This window comes from Paenibacillus lentus (genome assembly GCF_042714055.1).
Taxonomy (GTDB): domain Bacteria; phylum Bacillota; class Bacilli; order Paenibacillales; family Paenibacillaceae; genus Fontibacillus; species Fontibacillus lentus_A.
The window spans coordinates 119734-139165 of sequence record NZ_JBHGVC010000005.1; the positions used below are offsets into that span (position 1 = coordinate 119734).

A 19432-nucleotide genomic window follows, 5' to 3' on the forward strand; every position below is an offset into this window, starting at 1 on the left:
AGAAAAGAGGGTCAACATGATTACTCAAGTAAGAAGTTGGACACACGATGATTCAATACCTAACTTGATTGGTAGAAAGAAAGTAGATTGGTCTATTTTTGAATATGGGTCTACGATACCTAACGATTTTAAGGTGTATTTTTCCCAAGCTAATGGCGGGGAAGAGATCATAAAAGGCAGCGGTAAACAAGTTACTCTAATTTATGGTGATCAGCATTACAGTGCCTCATTAAGAAATGTTGATCAATCAAGTGCTGGTAGGGAAACGCTACAACTACGATTTCACTCTACGGAAATAAAAGGATTAATGGTATCTGTTTTTAAATCTAGTTATAAATACATAACAGAACGGAAGCCTAAGGATCCTGGTAACAAGAAGCAAGTGAATGTTCCAGATGAATTAGCTGAGTATATTGAATTTTATTCAACGGATTCACCATTCACATATGAAATGAAATTGATATCCGTAGATGATATAGAAATGCCCAACATCTGGTGGGTTAATCAAGGATCAAATCTTAATAAGGAACACGAAGAGGGAATATTACGGGCTCCGTTAGTAGGTAAAGGCGGTCGTTCTCTATACCACTGGGACACGATGGATGAAGTAAAAAAAGGAGATATTATACTACATTATGCAAATGGATCATTACGTTATATAAGCAAAGTTACTGAAGATTCCATAAATACTAAGATGCCTAGCTCAATGTCAAATTCGATGTTGAATGAGCAAGGAAGGCTTATTCGTACGGAGTACTTCCCGATTGAGCCCAATATTCCCTTAATCAGTTTTTCCAAAGAGATTCTAAACTTAAATATTTATCAAGGCCCTATTCATTCAGGTGGAGGGGTGAAACAAGGTTACTTATTCCGTTTTTCAATCCGGGGACTTAACATCATTCAAAGCCATTCACCAAATGTTGCTTGGCCCGAATTTACACGTTTTGAGATTGATGATTATGAGGATTGGGATGAGGTGGAGCCTATACAGACCATAATTGAGGATGGGGAAGTAGCAGCGGTTTTGAGTAAAATCAAAGTTTATATTCAGCAGCAGGGCTTTTATTATCCGCCGCACCTCATTGAGAACTTCTACCTTTCTCTCAAAACCAAACCCTTCGTCATTCTAGCTGGCGTGTCGGGAACGGGGAAAACCAGGCTGATTAAGCTCTTTGCTGAGGCGATGGGGGCCAACTTGGATAACGGTCAGTATACACAAATTCCTGTTCGGCCGGATTGGAGTGATCCTTCCGATCTGATAGGCTATAGTGATCTGACGGGTAAGTTTCGTCCGGGGCCACTGGCTAAGGTACTACTGAAAGCAACCCAATACCCAGGTAAACCTTATTTCATTTGTCTGGATGAGATGAACCTCGCTAGAGTGGAACATTATTTCAGCGATATGCTTAGCATACTTGAGACGCAGGAATGGCAGGATGATCGCATAGTCACTGCGCCAATCATTTATGAAGAATCACTGGTGCAGGATGAGGATCGAGTGGTATATGGCAATTTGTCTATTCCCGAAAACCTCTATTTAATTGGAACGGTCAATATGGATGAGACGACGCATCCTTTTAGTAAAAAAGTACTCGACCGGGCAAATACAATCGAATTCAATGACATCTATTTGCCTCAATTTCCTGAGGAAGAGCCGCAGGCAAGATTAAGCCCTGAGCCTGCTCCAAATCAGTTTTTGCGAAGTGACTATCTTCGACTCGTGGATGCTTACAATGCCGATACAAAGGCACTTATTACGAAAACGACCGAAGCTCTAGTGCGAATCAACAACATCTTAGAGGAAATTCACGCTCATGTAGGGTTTCGAACTCGGGATGCAGTATGCTTCTATTTGCTCTATAGTCAGCGGTACAAATTGCTTTCCGAGGAAGAGGCGTTGGATCGCCAATTACTTCAAAAGATACTGCCACGAATTCAGGGCAGCAGTGCTTCAATAAGAAGGGCTCTTTTGAAATTGATGAGGGAGTGTGTAGGTTCTTCTTTTGTTATCAAAGACTATTTAGAAAATGGAGACTTGTTGCTTGAGGAACGCAAGCTCAATGAACTGATAAATCAAGCGAAGTATCCTCAAAGCGTAAAGAAAATCGCATCTATGTTACGGAGGCTAGAAGAAGATGGATTCACCTCTTACTGGTTATCGTGATGCGCCGGTTGAGCTTCTACGAATAGAAACTAATCTGTTTAATTTATATATTCAAGGGAAACCATTTCATCCGACGGTCGAAACTTTACAGCTCCATCGTCAGGAGGGGGAGGTTTGGTCCGATGCCCATTTTCAGGTTCAAGCTCCCTCTTCGAAGGTGGAGATTAGTTCGGTTCAGGTTTTTTCTCGGCAGTCGTTAAGTCTTCAAGCGTGGGATCATGGCGATCAAGCAGAGCCTTTGTTTTTCGAGACGCAACCCTATGAGCTCGTTATTGAAAAGAAGCAGGCTCTTCCAATTGTCTTCTTTCATGAGAATATTCATCTTCGACAAGCTATAAAGCCCTTGGGTGATAGGTTATTATCCGGTGTGCTTAACTTCCGAAACGAAGTGGGCTTTTCGGAGCTTGAGCTTCGCCTGCAAGGTGAGGTTATTTTCAAGCTGCAGCTCGAGGTGTTTCCCTCAAAAATGGATTACAAGCGCGATTACGAAGTGATTTTGCGGGAGGTCAATGAGCAGATCTATAATCTTTCTTTTGATTTTCTCCGCAGGACATTTCATCTAACAGGGTTAAGGGAGACCAGGTATCAGAGTATTACCGAATTCTTTACGATATTACAGCAGGTTTTTCAACAGTTAATCCAAGGCGTCGATCGCATTAAAAACGCACCTCATTCCAAAATGAGGCGTGAATCTCATGTCGTGGAAGCATCGAGAGCAAAAAGGGTGGGGAAGGAGAATATAGCGTTTTTGCGTAAAAGGCCGGAGCTTTTTATCCAGGGACAACCGCACCCTACTCATGTGCTTGAAACAAGGCGATATGTGGACTTCGATACGGCTGAAAATAGGTTTATTCGCTGGGCATTGCTACGCATTTCCTCGAAATTGAAGGAGCTCAGAGCTCACGTAGCGAAGAAGGGCAACCCGGATCCTGTGCTACTAAAGAGAATCGACATGATGAGCTCGCAGTTACAGAGGCTATTGAAGCAAGACTTTTTAGATGTGGGTGACATGAAGCAGGTATCCTTGACCCTTGTGCTGCAAATGGCTCCAGGTTATCGGGAAGTATATCGGATTTATCTCTTGCTGATGAAAGGCCTTTCGATACAAGGAGATTTGTTCCGGTTATCGATGAAGGACTTGGCACAGCTATATGAATATTGGTGCTTCCTGAAAATCCACCAGTTAATCCAGCGTAAATATGAGCTGGTCAGTCAAGATTTGATTAAGGTGAATCGGAATGGGCTATTTGTTACGCTGAAGCGAGGGCAAAAGGCTAAGATGGTCTATCGAAATCCGCGAAATGGCGAGGTATTTACTCTCTACTATAATTCTCTGCCTAAGGGTGATAGCAGTTCTACCTTGGCACAAAGGCCCGATAATGTACTGACTTTGAAAAAGAATGATGCATCGATTGAGTATAAATATATCTTTGATGCGAAATACCGACTGAATTCAGCTTATGAGGGAAGCCCTTACTGGGCGAAATACAAGCAGCCAGGCCCAGAGGAAGAGGATATTAACACGATGCACCGTTATCGTGATGCGATTGTTTACCAGGATCATCGTAACGGGGAGTATGAGCGGAGTATGTTTGGGGCGTACGTACTGTTTCCGTATCCTGATGAGGCAAGATTTAAGGAGCACCCTTTCTATAAAAGCATTGAGCTAGTCAACATTGGGGCTATCCCGTTGTTGCCGAATGCCACGAGCCTCATGGAGCAGCTTCTTGATGAAATAATTCAAGACAGTCCAGAGAAGGCCTATGAACGTTCAACCCGGCCTCGCGGAACCAAAGAATACTATTTCAATAAGTTTGAGGGGAAGAATGTTCTTGTTGGCTCGTTGAGAGAGCCCTCCCAACTGGATGTGGCTTTGTCAGAACGTTTTTATCATATGCCGCTTAAAAATATCGTCGATCACAAGCTCCTCACCCAAATCGAATATATCGCCATGTGCCAGTCACGTAGAAAGTTTCAGGAGCCAGGAAATACGGGCATCCATTGGTTCGGCCGGATTCAGGATTGGAAAGTTGTTCGAAGAGGAGAAATCACAGAACGGCCTGCCCGCCCCGGCACAGAAGAAGAACTATATGTTAAATTTACGATTGAACAGTGGGAACGGCGGAACAAGCCCATTGCCTTAGGTGGACAGGGCATCTATACCTGTCTGTATACGAGCAAATACATGTTTGATCGTGCCAGTGAAATTGCAGAACTGAAGCTAGAGAATGACGAGGATTTGCGAAAATGGCGCGAAGCCCGAAGAGTCGGCAAGGTTAAAGTAGAGTTGGATCATACGCATGTTGATTTGGCGGGATCTGTGGTGGGGATTCGGGTGGAGGAGTAAGGCGGGTTGAATAGGAGGGAAATGATTATTTGGTAAAGTAAGAAAAGCCGCTTTTTAAAGCGGCCTTTTTCTGTTGCAATGCATTAAGAGGTTCCTAATGACGTAAATAACATCCAACGAATCATCATCTAATCTATTTTACCTGGAATGTACATCTGTTAGTGCAAATGCACCATTCTACCTACGTCTTTTTCTTTGGCACTAATTATCTAAAGGATCTTAATATTTCTTCAGTAATCCTGTGAATAGCTTTAATGTCGTCTAATGTTCTTTTCATTAACAATTGATTATGAAGAAATAGTATGTACTCTTTATTTGTTTCTTCATTACTTACTATTTGATGATCGCCAACTTTAAATAATTCACTGTAGGTGATATTTAAAGCATTAATAATCTTTTCTAACGAGTCCAATGAAATGTTTCGAGTGCCTCTTTCTACTCCCCCGATGTATTGATATTGCAATTCAGCTTTTTCTGCTAATTCTTCTTGAGTTAATCCTTGTTCTTTTCTAACTCGCCTTATGTTCTCTCCAACTAGTCTCCGTAAAATAGACATTCTATCACCTCTATTAAAAAGAATAGGTAAGAAAAATAAAATTTATAAGTGCTAAATTGGTATTATAAGTTGAAAATAAAACTTATTAGTTTTGTGATTGATTTATAGGTTTGGGATCGTATGTTCTTAAAATCATTGTTCTTTCTTGTTTCTAAGTGTATACTTACTCCTGGAGAGTATTCTCCAGCTGTGGTTAGAGAGGGGATTACATATATGGCTTATGCAAGACATCAAAGTTTTTATATACGTGACAAGTGGTTTAGTAAAGGCTTAACGGCTGTTAGTCAAAACAGTAGGTTTTTTTACGATGATTTTTCTTTTGAAAAAATAGGTCTAGGAAAGAATATGGTGGAATCATTAAAATATTGGCTTATAGCTCTAAATGTAATTGAGGAAAGATTAGTAGAAGGGCAACGAGGGCATTATCTTACTGAGCTAGGGCAGATTTTCTATGAAAATGATAAATTACTCCAAAAGGGTGAAAGTTTAGCAATCCTCCATTACCACTTGGTACGTAATGAGGATGATCAGTCTACAGTGTTTGAATGGTACTTCAATCACTACAAAGAAACAGTTGTAAGCAAGCCTGATTTATTAAATTCTTTTATAACTTGGGTTAAGCAGAATGAGACTAGAGAGATATCAGAGAAATCAATAAAAAGAGATATTGATTGTTTGATTCAATTTTATACAAAGCTACCTGATGAAAACGATCCAGAAGATGTTATTTTCAGTCCTTTTTCAAAACTTGCGTTAATGAAAACAGAGCGCTCAGGAGAAGGTTTCGATACTATTAGAAAGATATCTCTTGATATCACTATTGTAGGGATATTACCTTTATATTATGTTTTACTAACACATTGTATGAGAAAAGAGACTGATTTGGTAAGTATAGATGAGATAATTAATGGGGATTTTCTATGGGGAAAAGTATTTAATCTTTCTAGAAATAAAATTATCGAAGCTTTGAACGTTTTAACTAATCATGATCAATATCCAATACAGTATGTTCGTACAAATAATTTAGATTATATTAGGGTTCCGCAAGTTACTCCTATAGGTTTGCTACGTGGTTAGAGCTTTGACGATCGGAGGGTTAAATAGTAATGGGATTTAAGACAAGTGTCAACATTAAATTTGATATTGGAAATGAAGAGTTTCTAAGACGGTATATACCAACCCCGTCTCATGGTGAAGTTTTTAAAGGAATTATTGATGGATTTACTGAAGAAAAATCAAACCACTCTCATATTATTATAGGTCCATATGGAACAGGAAAGTCGCTTTTAGCAAATGTTATCGGAACTATTGTTTCTAAGATGGCTAGAAAATCAGACCTATCTGCTTTAATTGATAAATTTGAGCAAGTTGATGACTATATTGCTGAGAAAATACGGGAAGTGAGTAAGTTAAAACTAACCTATGTGCCTATTCTATTAAGTGGGAATGAGGGGAGATTCAGACAATCAGTACTATCCACGATCATAAATAAACTTAAGGAATATGGAATAGATATTTTACTCCCGGGTCTAGCTACTAGAATTATAGAGTCGATTAACATTTGGGAGAAAGATTATCCAAATACTTATAATTCTTTTGTATTAAGACTAAAACAAGATGGGAAGAGACTTGATAAATGGATTGAGGAAATAAAGCAACAAAATGAAAAGGAAATATCATATTTTTCAAGTATATATCCACTCTTTTCTGCGGGAGCCACTTTTGACGTTGACTATAATCATAGTTTCATATCTCAAATTGAATATGTAACAGAAGTATTAGAAAGAAATAACATAGGATTATTTATTGTATATGATGAATTTGCTCGATTTTTACAAGGACTAACAAGTGAAAAATTTAGTGAAGCTATGCAAGATATCCAAGACTTATCTGAAATTTCAAATAGAACTAAATTAATTCAATTTCTTTTAATTACGCATAAAAGCTTGCGTCACTATTTTAATGTAAGTAACGAAGATTACCTTAAGGAATTCCAAAGAATTGAAAAAAGATTTAGGCAATATTTGATTAAAAGCGATCAGGCCACATTTTTGAGAGTTGCAGAAATTGTAATTACTGAGAATATAGATGAAAAGCCGCAAATAAAGCCCGAGGTTTTTAAAAGTATCCAAGGTTCAATGAGGAAATTCCCTTTATTTCCAAGCATTAATCAAACTGAAAGAGACAAGTTAGTTATTCGCGGAATGTATCCTTTACATCCGGTAGCTTTATTTTTATTGCCTAGTTTGACACGAGTTTTTGGGCAAAATGAAAGAACTTTATTTACATTCCTGGAAAGTCAAGAAACTGGTGGGTTTATAAATCATATTTCAAAGACAGATCAATATTACTTATCCCATCAGTTGTTTGATTTCTTTTTCCCAGATCTAAATGATCATAATACTGAAGATGTAGGGGAGCATATTCTTTTATATAAGAAAGCTCTTGCTCGAATGCCAGTAAATATTAAAAATAAAAAATCTGCACTAAATGTAATAAAGCTGATTACAATTTGGAATCTCTGTGAAGTTCAAAATGAACAAAAACTGACAACCGATTTTTTATTGTTCGCATCTCAAATTAATGAAGAAAAGCTTTCCGCTTTATTATCGGAATTAAGTGAAAATAAAATAATCAGATTTAATCGAATCAACCATTACTGGGAGTTGTTCTCTGGTAATTCTACGGATCTGAATGAAAAAATAGAGTTAGAAAAGCAATTAATTAAATTGGATAAAGTTAATGAGTTAGATATTCTCTATAAAAACCTTCCCAGAAAGTACTTTTTTCCCGATCGGTATAATGACGAAAAAGGTATGACGCGATTCGCAGCTATTAAATTTATTTGTGATAATGGGACGCTAGAGAAAGTATTTCCAGAGAACGTAAATTCTGATTTATCGATTTATTATGTTTTACCTGATACAGAGGATGAATATAAATTTTTAGATTCACAATTAATAGAATTAAGTAGGGCTGAAGATGTTTTACTTTATTTACACCCTAGACCAATTCAAAGTATAAGAGATGAAATCATTAACATAATTACTCTAGAGTCTTTAAGAAAAAATAGAAATCTTCTATCTGAAGATAAGGGAATTAAGGAGGAGCTTGATTTATTAATAACAGAAAGCAGGCATGAGATCTCCTATTATTTATCGGAGCTATTTAAGTACAATGATAATCAATTATGGTATATCGATGGGGAAAAATATAGTATTTCTAGCGAGGTACAACTTGCCTCAGTCTTGACTGAAAAGTGTTACAGACTTTTCAGGCATACTCCTATCATTTTTAATGATTCCTTTAATAGAAATAATATTTCAGGTGTACAAAGGAATGCGGCAATACGTTTAATCGATCATATTCTTAATTTTACGCAGTTAGAGAACTTTGGAATTACAGGTAATGGACCTGAATACGCTTTGTTTGCCTCGATATTTAAAAATAACAATCGATTCGATAATAATATTAATCAACTAGACTATAGAAATATTCAAAATGAACATTTATCTATGCTTAGAAATAATTTAGTAACTATTTTAGAAAATAACCCTTCAGGAAATTTCTCGGATATTATTAATTTATTTATCGGCCCACCTTTTGGTATTCGTAAACCACTAATACCAATCTTACTAGTTGCTCTGCTTAGAGATCGGTGGAGTGAGTTTATGTTGTTTCGAAATGAAATGTATGTTCCCGGTTTAGATGGTTCAAAACTCTTCGAAATTATTGTTGAGACTGGGGCAGAGAAATATGAATATGAATATGAACGTATTAGTAATGAACAAATTGAATTCTTTAATAAAATTGAAACACATTCTCAGGATTCGCTTGAAAGTAGATTAGAGAATAAATCCAGATTAATTTTCATCGCAGGAACACTATTGAAATGGCTGAGATCGTTACCAAGAATTACCCAAACGTCAGAAAAAGTTCAAGGAGATTTTAAGGAATTAAGGGATACAATTAAGAGATCCGAAATTCACCCACATCAAAGTATTAATTATTTATTTGATTTATTTCATAATGATTTTGATAAGTTTTTGACTTTGAAAAAGTATGGTGAAGAGCATATTTATATAGTTGAATCTGAATTAATTAGAATACTTTTAGAAACAATTAATGTAAAAAACCTCAACGAATTAAAAGAGTGGGTAGTCGGTCAAAAGGAAATGGGGATTAGTAACAAGCTCGTAGATAAACTCCATCTTTCTCTCGAATCAATAAGCTTTGATAATTGGATACAACAATTTGCCGAAAGTTATATCGGGATTGGATTAAGCGAATGGGCGGACATTACTTTTGAATTATATAAAGATCAACTAGAATATGACTTTCATGAGTTAATAAATTCTAGTGAAGTAGAGAATATCTATTCTAAGGATGATATTGTAGTAGTACAGCTTGATGCAAGTAAAAAAATAATCAACAAGATGGATTTATCTGTTAAATCTACTACTGTGTATCAAAATTTGGAAAGAATGGTAACTACTGCTGGAAAAAATATTCCTCGTCAAGAACTTCATTATCTTATCTACAAGTTATTTGAAAATTATGTTGTTAAATCGGAGTGATATCTATGGGAAATAATAAGAAGTTCGTGCATGTAGCAATGTTTAGTGGTGGGGCAGGAAGTGCTTTTGTTGCTAATCATATGGTGCAAACCTATGGGAAAGAAAACTGTATTTTGTTTTTTACCAATACGCTGTGGGAAGATGAAGATAATTATAGATTCATGAATGAGGTTTCAAATTATATTGGATTAGAAATTACTGAAAGAATAGATGGAAGAACACCTGAAGAAGTATTTCATGATGAACGATTTTTGGGAAATGCTCGATTAGCAAAGTGTTCTGAGGAACTCAAAGTACGACAGACTATTATCTTTTTAGAGGATGAGTTACGTAATCAAAGAGATTTAGTGCCTATTCTTTATTTTGGAATAGGCCCTCATGAAAAACACCGTGCAGTTAATTTGAAGGAGTTTTATACACATTTTCCTATTGAACCAATTGAAACCAGGTTTCCTTTAATAGATTTATTTAGGGAAGATCTTGATGCTAAAGGAATAATTCAGGAAGAATGGGGAATTAAATTACCAAGAATGTATACGATTGCGGAACAGCTTGCAGAAAACGAAAATAATGAGAATGCAAAAATTGTTCTGAAGAATGGAATTAAGGGTTTCTCTCATGCTAATTGCGCTGGAAGATGTGTCCGTGGGGGTTTCCAACATTACGCAACTTTATATGCTTTATGGCCCGAGAGATATAAAGAGCAAGAAGAAATGGAAGAGCGATTCCGTGCTACTTTTAAAAAAGATGTATCCATTCTTAAAAAGAATAGTGGATCATACACCATGAAGGAATTTAGAGAAGTAATGGAGAGAGAGGGATTTGAGAAGTTCTTGTTTAAAGAAGATGCGGATATTCCATGTGTCTGTTCTTTTTCATAGTTTATATTATGTGTATTGGGTATTAGATTTCCGGAGTTCCGTAAATGTTTACGGGGCTCTTTTTTATAGCTTAGCAGAAACTATCTTCTAATCGATAAGCTTAATAATTTTTATATAAAGGAATAAGTAGGAAAACGTCGAATAGTACCAATTAATCAATACATTAAGGCGGTAGTTCAAAATGACTATTATTAAATCTGAATGGATTAGTTTTCTTCGACAATATGGACCCATTCCCCGAAATGATAATATGTATGATGAAGCAATCCATAGAATTATTAAGAGGAAAAAAATGGAGCCAATAATTATTGAGTCTGTTTATTTATCCGAACTTATCGAGAACTTTAAATCAAATACACCTAAATCAGTAATTCTTACGGGTACAGCTGGGGATGGAAAAACATACAATTGTAGGGAAGTATGGTTGGAGTTAGGTGGTTCGATACAGGTGTGGCAAAATGAGGAGAAGGTCAAGGAGCATGTACTATCCAATTCAAGAAAATTATATGTTGTAAAGGATCTCAGTGAATTGAAAGATGAGGAAAGGGGAATATTAAAACTTTTTGTTAATTCTGTTCTTAATCCTGATGATTGCAATGTTTTTTTAATTGCTGCTAATGACGGGCAGTTAATTGAAGCGTGGAAAAATATTGATTCTGATTTCCAAATTGAGCGTGTGAAACAATGTGTAGAGGATCTGCTTGTTTCCGAGGAACAAGAGATGAGAGGTTTTAATTTAAAACTATACAATTTAAGTCAAATAAGCGCCGCGAGACTTTTTCCACAAATCGTAGACGTTGTACTACAGCATCCGGGTTGGAATGATTGCCACGACTGTTCCTTAAAGGGGAACGATCAAACAGACAAAAAGTGTCCTATATGGGAAAATCGAAAAAGACTGGAGGGTGACACAGACGATAAACTAATTCGTTCAAGGGTAACCGATCTTTTGGAGTTATGTGAACTAAATGGTGTTCATCTTCCAATAAGGCAGTTACTTCTTTTAATATCAAATATGCTTTTAGGTCATCCAGAGGCAAAAGATCGGTTGATGTCATGTTCTGATGCACTGAAAATAGTTGATGATAATAAAACATCATTTGCAAGTATTTATAGAAATATTTTAGGTGAAAACCTTACGGAAAGACGTCGTGATTCAACAGATGTATTCGCTACCCTAGGCAGATTTGGGATTGGCTATGAGACAAGTAATACCATTGATAATATTCTAATTTTTGGAGAAGATGATCCCGGTCTCTATTCGTACTATCAAGAATTCGTACTGGAAGATACATACTATGGCGCTGATTTAACATTTCGAGCACATCAAAAAGATTATTTAGAAGGTGTAACGGATAGTGGTGAGCTCTTTTTAACTTCGCTCCGATCTCAGAGACAGAGGATGTTTTTTGTAATCCCAAGAGATAAGGAAGAAGAACTTAAACTTTGGCATCTTACGACTTTTCAATATGCTGGTGAATTTTTAACTGATGTATACAGAGCGGCAGCCAAGAATGGTAAAGTGCCGACACAGATTACTTCAAGAATATCTCAGGGGTTAAATCGGATTTTTACAGGATTATTAGCAAAGAACAACGACGAACTGATTTTAGCTACTTCTGGGAGTCACTCGCAGGCTAAAGTCAGCAGAATTTTCGAAGAAAGTATTTCTGTTCCAAAAAAACGCGGCGAAAGTATGCAAATCAAAATGAACGATACTGGGAAACTTGTAATTGAAGTAAGACTTTCATCTTCTATCGCCACTGTCGAGTTACCATTGAAATTAGTTCGATATGAATTTCTATTAAGAGTGGCAGAAGGTGCGCTGCCGGGGAGTTTTTCAAGGGAATGTTACGAAGATATACTTGGATTCAAAAGCAAACTTTTGAAACAATTGGAATCACGTCGCGAATTAGACGAAGAAGAAATGGATGATACAAGTGACCTATCATTTAGAATTATTCGGCTTAATCAAGAAGGTTTGATAGACGATAAAATCGTAGAGGTAAACTACAATGAATAACAGACTTCCACGTCCAACTCAAGTTGATTCAGATATGTGGGTAGATGAGGCTATTTGGGGGCATCGCTTATACGATGAGCAGACTCCATGGCTATGTTTTATGGAGTTTTTAAATGTACTTCAGGCTGAAACTGACTCAGGAAGAGCATTTTTTGAAGCGGAGCCTAATAAATTGGCTTATTTACCTCAATCAAGATTATATTTGCGAAATATCCTATTTAATAATCCTCAATTAACATTGATAGCTAGCAGGTATAAACATAATGATAAAGAAGCTTGGTCACAGTGGTATAAGGCGATGGGGAAGGGACAGGCTGGAATTATAAATGCCGATTTTACATATCTAGAAAAGCGATTTCCCAAATTCGAAGATTTTGCCTTAGTAGTACAATTTTTAAGAGAGACAACTATTGAAGGAGATAACAATAAACGTTGGAGCTCACAATTTATTTTTCCATATGGACCGAATTGCCTGTACGAAGATCTAAATGTTAAAGAAAATAAGACCCCCACAAATGACAGAAGATTTTTTGGTAGAACGGGTGAGCTTTTATACTTAATGTTGGCGAGAAGTGGAAAAGGCTCTAGGATACTTAAAAGCTTACAAAACAGTGTTTTAAATCCAACAAATAAATTTAATCGTCTCGTTGCTGCGCTAGAGCCTAGTGAAACAATAAACTCTTCTACTGTGAAACCAGGGGGGTATTTACCGTATTTAAATTTACCGGAATATCAAGCGCTTGCAGATGATTGGTTGAGTTTATTAGAGAGTGATATTCCGAACTATGATGCAATACCTCATCTTGTTAATATAACTGGATTACACATGATCTTATATAGTTTAAATCGGGCAAAGGCTGTATTACAGGAAGACAAAAAAATAACATTTATATTAGAAATCGTATCACCTAAGAAAACAATTATTAGGGAGCTTTCATCTGATTCATTTACAGAGCATAATAATTTGTCGCGGAAAGCAATAGAAGCCTATATTAGACAGGTTGTTTATACAGAAGAATGGGAACAAATAACGGATATTAGTGAAGCAATTTCTTTACTGAAAAATGAATATGTATGGCCTAAAGACAATAAAGAAAGTGAAATAGAATCTGCAAATTCACCTGAAGACTTGATAGATAAATTTGTATCCGCTGCTATTAATAGACACAAACAGCACGTCGATAAGTTTCATAGTGTTTGGGGGAAGGAAATTGGGTTTTCTTCCAGGAGAGGATCAAGGAGGCTTAGATACGCTCCTCAAGATATGTTATTAAAATCTTTAGTATTATGTGTTGTGCCGAAAAGAATGGAGTTTCAAGATTTCTTAGATAAGTTGTATGAAAAGTATGGTTTCATTATTGGCGATAAGCAGGCTGTCGAACTGACTGAGGCTGGTAGAGCTGACTTGGAAGCCTTTTCTGACAATTCAAGACGGCTTGAGCAAAGACTAGCTAGTATGGGACTATTACGCAGACTATCTGATGCTTGTGCATATGTTGAAAATCCCTTCGGAATTCAGGAGGAAACTATTTTATGAATCAACTAGAATTAATCGGACAAGTAGCAACAGAATATCTACGTCGTCAGTTACAGAATAGCCAATCCGATGAGGGGATCGCACGCTTTTTACTAGATCGACTCACAGGAGATCAGGTGTCGCATATATGCAAAACAATTAATCAGGATACGTTACTGTCATCGACATTAGCTATTAAAGTTCCTAGAAAATTGGTCGAGGGCAGCGGTTTACCAGAGGACATGGTTACGGATGAAAAGACCACATACTGGAGAAACGCTCCCTGTGATAAACCCGCTATATTACTAGCCAATACAAATGATGATCAAGGACCATCTTTAAGAGATATTACAAAAGTTGGCGCGGGCGACTTAAAGGGGCGGCCTGATATCTGGGTTCAGGTAGCAAGCAAAGATCTACCTTTAAGTGATGACCAAAAAAAGTATTGGCAACAAGCGTTAAAGGGTTTGCAGGAAGCGAATGAATGCAGTCTTGAGGAATTTAGTGAATTTGTTGTAAAGGTTCGTGCAACAATTGACGAAGACAGTGTCCCTGTAGTACGAGCACTTGGCTGGGCATTGCCGGCTCTTCGAATTCCTCGTGACTCCTTTTATTTTGATACTATTCCTGAAAAAGCATTAGGTCACGCTAGTCGTTGGAAGAAGATGTTTGCGAATGCGTATACCAAAAGAGCCTGTTATTTATATAAGCAACATCCGAACCGACAAATTATTGAAAACAGTGATATTCAGGCATCTTACGATAAAGTAAAAAGCCAAATTGATCCGTCCATTCAACCAATTATGGAGTTATTCATTGAGTCTGATATTAATTGGTCTACTGCTGCAGAAAATCTTGCAGAATTAGAGTGGGAATCGGATAAAGTGAATTTATTATTTTTTGAGTTAAAGCCAATGAAAATAAACTTGGCTGAAAAGACTCGCCAACTTTTTGAAGATGAGTTCCCTGATACTCTTACAGATGATGAAATCACTTATTTAAACAATCTTAATGAACTGTTTAATAAACGAAAAGCAAAGGAAGCCTCTGAGGAAGATAAAGAGTTTTACGATAAGTATCGGCAAAACTTAGAGATGGATAAGGCCTTAAAAGCAGAGTGGGATCGATTTGTTTACGGAAAGCCGATTGAGTGTACTGATTTTTTAGTTGGTTTACTAGAGGCAACTGAGCGTCTTTTTACACAATGTGAGAATTTTAATGGGGAAAAGACACTGAAAATTCGTACCCAAAAGACCACAAGTAAAAAGTCCTGGTTGGATTTAAACGAAGATGTTGGTTTATTTTTCTGCAATGCATATAGAGGGCTAGAAAAGTTAACTAATTGGCAAGTAAACTGGGATACGTATTATTTATTTAAGTATGATCAATTAGTTTTAGAGGCAAAACCGAAAGATAAGTATAAAAAAAACACTTCCACGGCTAAATCTGCCATTCAAATTTCTTTTTATATTGAACTAACCTATTTTGACTTGCAAGGATCAAAGCAAAAAAATGAAGTAAAGCTTATCTGGCAGGGGAATCCATTGGAGATTGGGCTAGAACTTTATTATGACTTGAGGCGATTAGCGGAGCACCCATTCTCTTATTCAACTGTATCGCAAAATCCAGTTAGCAAAAAGGGAAAACTTCAAGGACTTTCTTTAAGTGATATAGGTACAATACAAGCAGTATTCGGCCAGGATAGAGGATCGCTAGTCGGAGTTTACGCAAAAACAATAGATTTAGAAAAGCTTATATTGAAGAATTTGGAGGAATCATTTGAAGAGAATAGGATCTCACAAAAGGATTACGATACTCTTAAGGAAGCGTGGGGAGAATTCGCAGAAAAATATAAGCAATCTATTGATGATTGGCTAAGAGACGGTGTCAGTTCAGATTCGATGATTGATCAAAGTGAGCTGTATGATAAATTCTTACGCTTTCTTCAAGGGCATGCATTAGGAGATATGAATCGGATTAAAATCATGCATCCTGTTATGAGTATTGGAAATGTTAAAGTGGATGGGGATAAAAATAAACCGATGACCATAGTAGCCCCATGGCACCCGATGCGTATGGCAGAAAAGTCCGTGAAAGCCCGACAAGTCATTGGGTTAATTAATTATGCATTAACTACAGATCAAATAGACTTTGGCGATCAACGATTATTCTTTACAGACCTTAAAGAGGTAATTTTAAGTCCTTACTATCCTGAAGTAGCGGTAGGCTATAAGGGCCAAGAACCTAAACTTCTTTCGATTACAGATGCAAAAAATGATTACACCTTAATGGAATACCCAGTACGCGAAGATGTTGATACACAGACTAATGAAGACCCAAAAGAAGCAAGTAATAAGCTACTGAGCCTTGTTGAACGTTATTTGGATCTTCAACCTCATGAAAGGACTAATTTAAGTTTGGTCTTGTACAATTGTGACTCTACGAGGCTCCCCGAGGCAATCGTTAGTTCACTCGCTACGATGCATGAGGCAGAGGATGAGGTTCGTTGTCAGGTTATTTTGAGACATCGTGACATGAATAAGTTAAATGAATTGTATATGAAAATGATTGAGAATGCGGATAGTGATGCGGATTCCTTTGTGGCAAGTGAAGTAACTCGTGACTTTATGGCACGTTTGCGTGTTGGTGTCATGGCACATGAAGCGACTTCATTAGATCCCAAAGAAGGAAAACCGGCTGATATTGTGTTCCTGCAAGACGTAATTTCGAGACAAGCAAATCTTGAATGGGATGAAGTACATGTTAGGCAGATTCCAGGGCTTCTTAATCATTACCCTCCTCGATGGACGAAGAGACGCTCTACGGCAAAGGATGAGCTCAAATCAACCGTATACCTAGCATGTCCAAGCCAACCGTCTGTAGGGTGGACGTATCTTTCTACAGTTTATTCTGTAGTAAAAGGTATGGATATAACCTCAGGAAGATACTTCTTACCAGCGAGACAGATATCCTTTCAAAACGAAAACGTTAAAGCTATTTTTGACGAGGCACATGAGTTGGGTGAATGGGTTGTCAACTATGACGAACTATTAGAGCGTAGACAACTAAAGAATTTAGGCGTTAAAGTTATAAAGTATCAACACAACAAATCACATGGTTCTAATATTGTTGTCTCCTCAAAAACGCAATTTAATTTACTTAATGTACTAGTAAAAAGAAGACTGAGTGCTTTGAACCTGGGTTTAACCGACATTGAGTTGGTACAACTCACTGATCGTTTTATCGAGGAGGCCAATGCAATCTCAGGTGATATTGTACTCCGTGCTGCAAAGCGTGGTATATTTGCTGGTGAGTTAATTGGTGTTGTATTAAGTAAAGCGATTCTCCAATCTGAGATGGAGAAAGAACAAACTGCAGGGTGGTTTTTCTTGGACGATTATGCAACATGGCTCGGACAAAAGGAAGAACAGATTGCAGATATATTAGCTATAGGACCTAAAATGGTTGATGATAAACCACAGCTGCAAGTATTCATTACTGAAGCGAAGTATGTTGATGCAAAAGGCGTTTCCGAAGCGAAAAAAAATTCCTCAAAGCAGTTACGTGATACTGTATCGAGAATGGATAATGCACTTTTTGGTGATCCAGGAAGGCTTGATCGAGATTTATGGTTATCTAGAATAAGTGACATGTTAAATGATGGTATCGAATTACCTCCGGGTGCCCCATATACCGTTGAGGAGTTAAGAGAGGGCATTCGCAATGGAGAAATTCCCATTGAGATTAAAGGGTACTCCCATGTATTTTTGTCCACGTTACCTGATATTTCACTAGATAGTGAAAGACTTCCTATCTCGAATGCTAAAAAATGCTACCAGGAAGTGTTTACTAGGGATCTCTTACGTGAATTAGTATTGGCATATCACAAAGGAGAATCTATCGTCTCGATTCGTGAGAAATTAGATGACAGCAAGCCGTGGGAAGTATCCGAAGCTAAATTACCCGCTCGGAGAATCAACTATGTCGTTGCGAGTAACAATGGTGATACTTCTAATCAAGGCATTTTCCCTAATGACTCAGAAGATGTGGATAAGGAAAACGTTTCTGATGATGCCGCGGCGGATATAGATGAGGTTAATAATGATGCTGATCAAGTAGAAAGAAGTAATCCCGATGATTTAGCAAATGAAAAAAAATCGGTTGTAGAAAGTAATATATCATGGGCCAGTCCTCAATTAGCTAATTGGATTGAGCAAAATGCCCAAATCACGAAAGAAACTAACGAAGGTCAAGAGTGGGTTAATGAAACGGTGAATAAACTGAGGTTGGCACTTATAAGTTACAATCTGCAAGCAAAGGTTATTGGCCATCGTTTAACGCCTAACGCTATTGTTATAAGATTAAAAGGTTCTGATCAATTAAAGGTTGATGATATCGAGAAAAGAAGATCTATACTTCTTACAACACATGCCCTTGATGTAATAAACATTATGGCGCAACCAGGCGAAATTATTGTTTCTTTGGCTCGCCCACATAGACAAAGTATTTCATTAGCTGATGTGTGGAAAGTAAGGAAGGTACAGAACAATGCATCGAATTTAAATATGAGTTTCGTCATTGGTGTTAAAGAAATTGATGGTGAGCTTCTTTACTTAAACCTAGGTGGTGAGTTTGAAGGTGGAGCCCAACATGCACCACATACACTCATTGCTGGTGCCACAGGAAGTGGTAAATCAGTATTGCTACAAAACTTAATACTGGACATATGTGTGACGAACAATAAGGAGCTAGCATATATTTATTTAATTGATCCTAAATATGGTGTTGATTATATGCATCTAGCTGATCTGCCACATCTTATTGAGGGTATCATTGATGATCAAAGTAAAGCTACCCAGATACTAGAGGATCTTGTCGTTGAGATGAATGATAGGTATCAGAAATTTAAAGAAATTAAAGTGAATAACTTGAAAGATTATAATGCCAAGGTAAACGATAGCGAGAAACTTCCTCTTATCTTTCTAATCCACGATGAGTTTGCTGAATGGATGCTAGTCGATGAATACAAAAGTGCTGTTTCCTCGATAGTTCAACGCTTGGGGGTAAAAGCACGGGCAGCGGGAATTCATTTGATTTTCGCAGCTCAACGACCAGATGTAAACGTGTTGCCGGTTCAGTTAAGAGATAACTTAGGGAACCGATTAATATTGCGGGTCGAAAGTGTTGGTACTTCTGAGATTTCTCTTGGGGAAAAGGGGGCAGAAAAGCTACTTGGCAAGGGGCATTTGGCTGCAAGACTTCAGGGGGAAGCAGGGTTGATATTTGGGCAGGTTCCTTTTCTTTCTACGGAGCAGATAGCTGTTATTGCGGAAACACTTTAGTATGAATTATTTTGATTGTTGTCATT

The 19432-nt window shown here is 37.2% G+C and carries 9 protein-coding genes; 8 read left to right on the forward strand and 1 reads right to left on the reverse strand.

Annotation, left to right across the window (positions count from 1 at the left end):
* The first annotated feature begins 16 nt into the window (after window positions 1-16).
* Complete coding sequence (locus tag ACE3MQ_RS13225) at window positions 17-2164, forward strand: McrB family protein (RefSeq protein WP_379393297.1); 2148 nt, start codon at window positions 17-19, stop codon at window positions 2162-2164.
* Window positions 2136-4511 carry a DUF2357 domain-containing protein gene (locus ACE3MQ_RS13230; RefSeq protein WP_379393299.1) on the forward strand — a complete coding sequence of 792 codons (2376 nt, stop codon included), beginning with the start codon at window positions 2136-2138 and terminating at the stop codon, window positions 4509-4511. The genes ACE3MQ_RS13225 and ACE3MQ_RS13230 overlap by 29 nt, the downstream gene beginning before the upstream one ends.
* 205 nt (window positions 4512-4716) lie before the next feature.
* On the opposite strand, the gene ACE3MQ_RS13235 is transcribed toward ACE3MQ_RS13230, so the two are convergent.
* Window positions 4717-5067 carry a helix-turn-helix domain-containing protein gene (locus ACE3MQ_RS13235; RefSeq protein WP_379393301.1) on the reverse strand — a complete coding sequence of 117 codons (351 nt, stop codon included), beginning with the start codon at window positions 5065-5067 and terminating at the stop codon, window positions 4717-4719.
* Between the two features lie 213 nt (window positions 5068-5280).
* Between ACE3MQ_RS13235 and ACE3MQ_RS13240 the strand changes: the two genes are divergently transcribed.
* The 6 genes from ACE3MQ_RS13240 to ACE3MQ_RS13265 all read left to right on the forward strand — a co-directional run bounded on the left by ACE3MQ_RS13240 (window position 5281) and on the right by ACE3MQ_RS13265 (window position 19406).
* On the forward strand, window positions 5281-6144 hold the full coding sequence (locus ACE3MQ_RS13240; RefSeq protein WP_379393303.1) for a DUF4007 family protein: 864 nt from the start codon (window positions 5281-5283) through the stop codon (window positions 6142-6144).
* A gap of 29 nt (window positions 6145-6173) precedes the next feature.
* The gene (locus tag ACE3MQ_RS13245) at window positions 6174-9644 is read left to right on the forward strand and encodes a hypothetical protein (protein ID WP_379393305.1); all 3471 of its coding nucleotides are present in this window, start codon (window positions 6174-6176) and stop codon (window positions 9642-9644) included.
* A gap of 5 nt (window positions 9645-9649) precedes the next feature.
* Window positions 9650-10525: a hypothetical protein gene (locus ACE3MQ_RS13250; RefSeq protein ID WP_379393307.1), complete on the forward strand. Its 876-nt coding sequence runs from the start codon at window positions 9650-9652 to the stop codon at window positions 10523-10525.
* A 181-nt stretch (window positions 10526-10706) separates the two neighbouring features.
* Complete coding sequence (locus tag ACE3MQ_RS13255; RefSeq protein WP_379393309.1) at window positions 10707-12548, forward strand: hypothetical protein; 1842 nt, start codon at window positions 10707-10709, stop codon at window positions 12546-12548.
* On the forward strand, window positions 12541-14085 hold the full coding sequence (locus tag ACE3MQ_RS13260; protein ID WP_379393311.1) for a hypothetical protein: 1545 nt from the start codon (window positions 12541-12543) through the stop codon (window positions 14083-14085). The genes ACE3MQ_RS13255 and ACE3MQ_RS13260 overlap by 8 nt, the downstream gene beginning before the upstream one ends.
* Window positions 14082-19406: an FtsK/SpoIIIE domain-containing protein gene (locus ACE3MQ_RS13265; protein ID WP_379393313.1), complete on the forward strand. Its 5325-nt coding sequence runs from the start codon at window positions 14082-14084 to the stop codon at window positions 19404-19406. Before ACE3MQ_RS13260 ends, ACE3MQ_RS13265 begins: the two co-directional genes overlap by 4 nt.
* Window positions 19407-19432 lie beyond the last annotated feature (26 nt).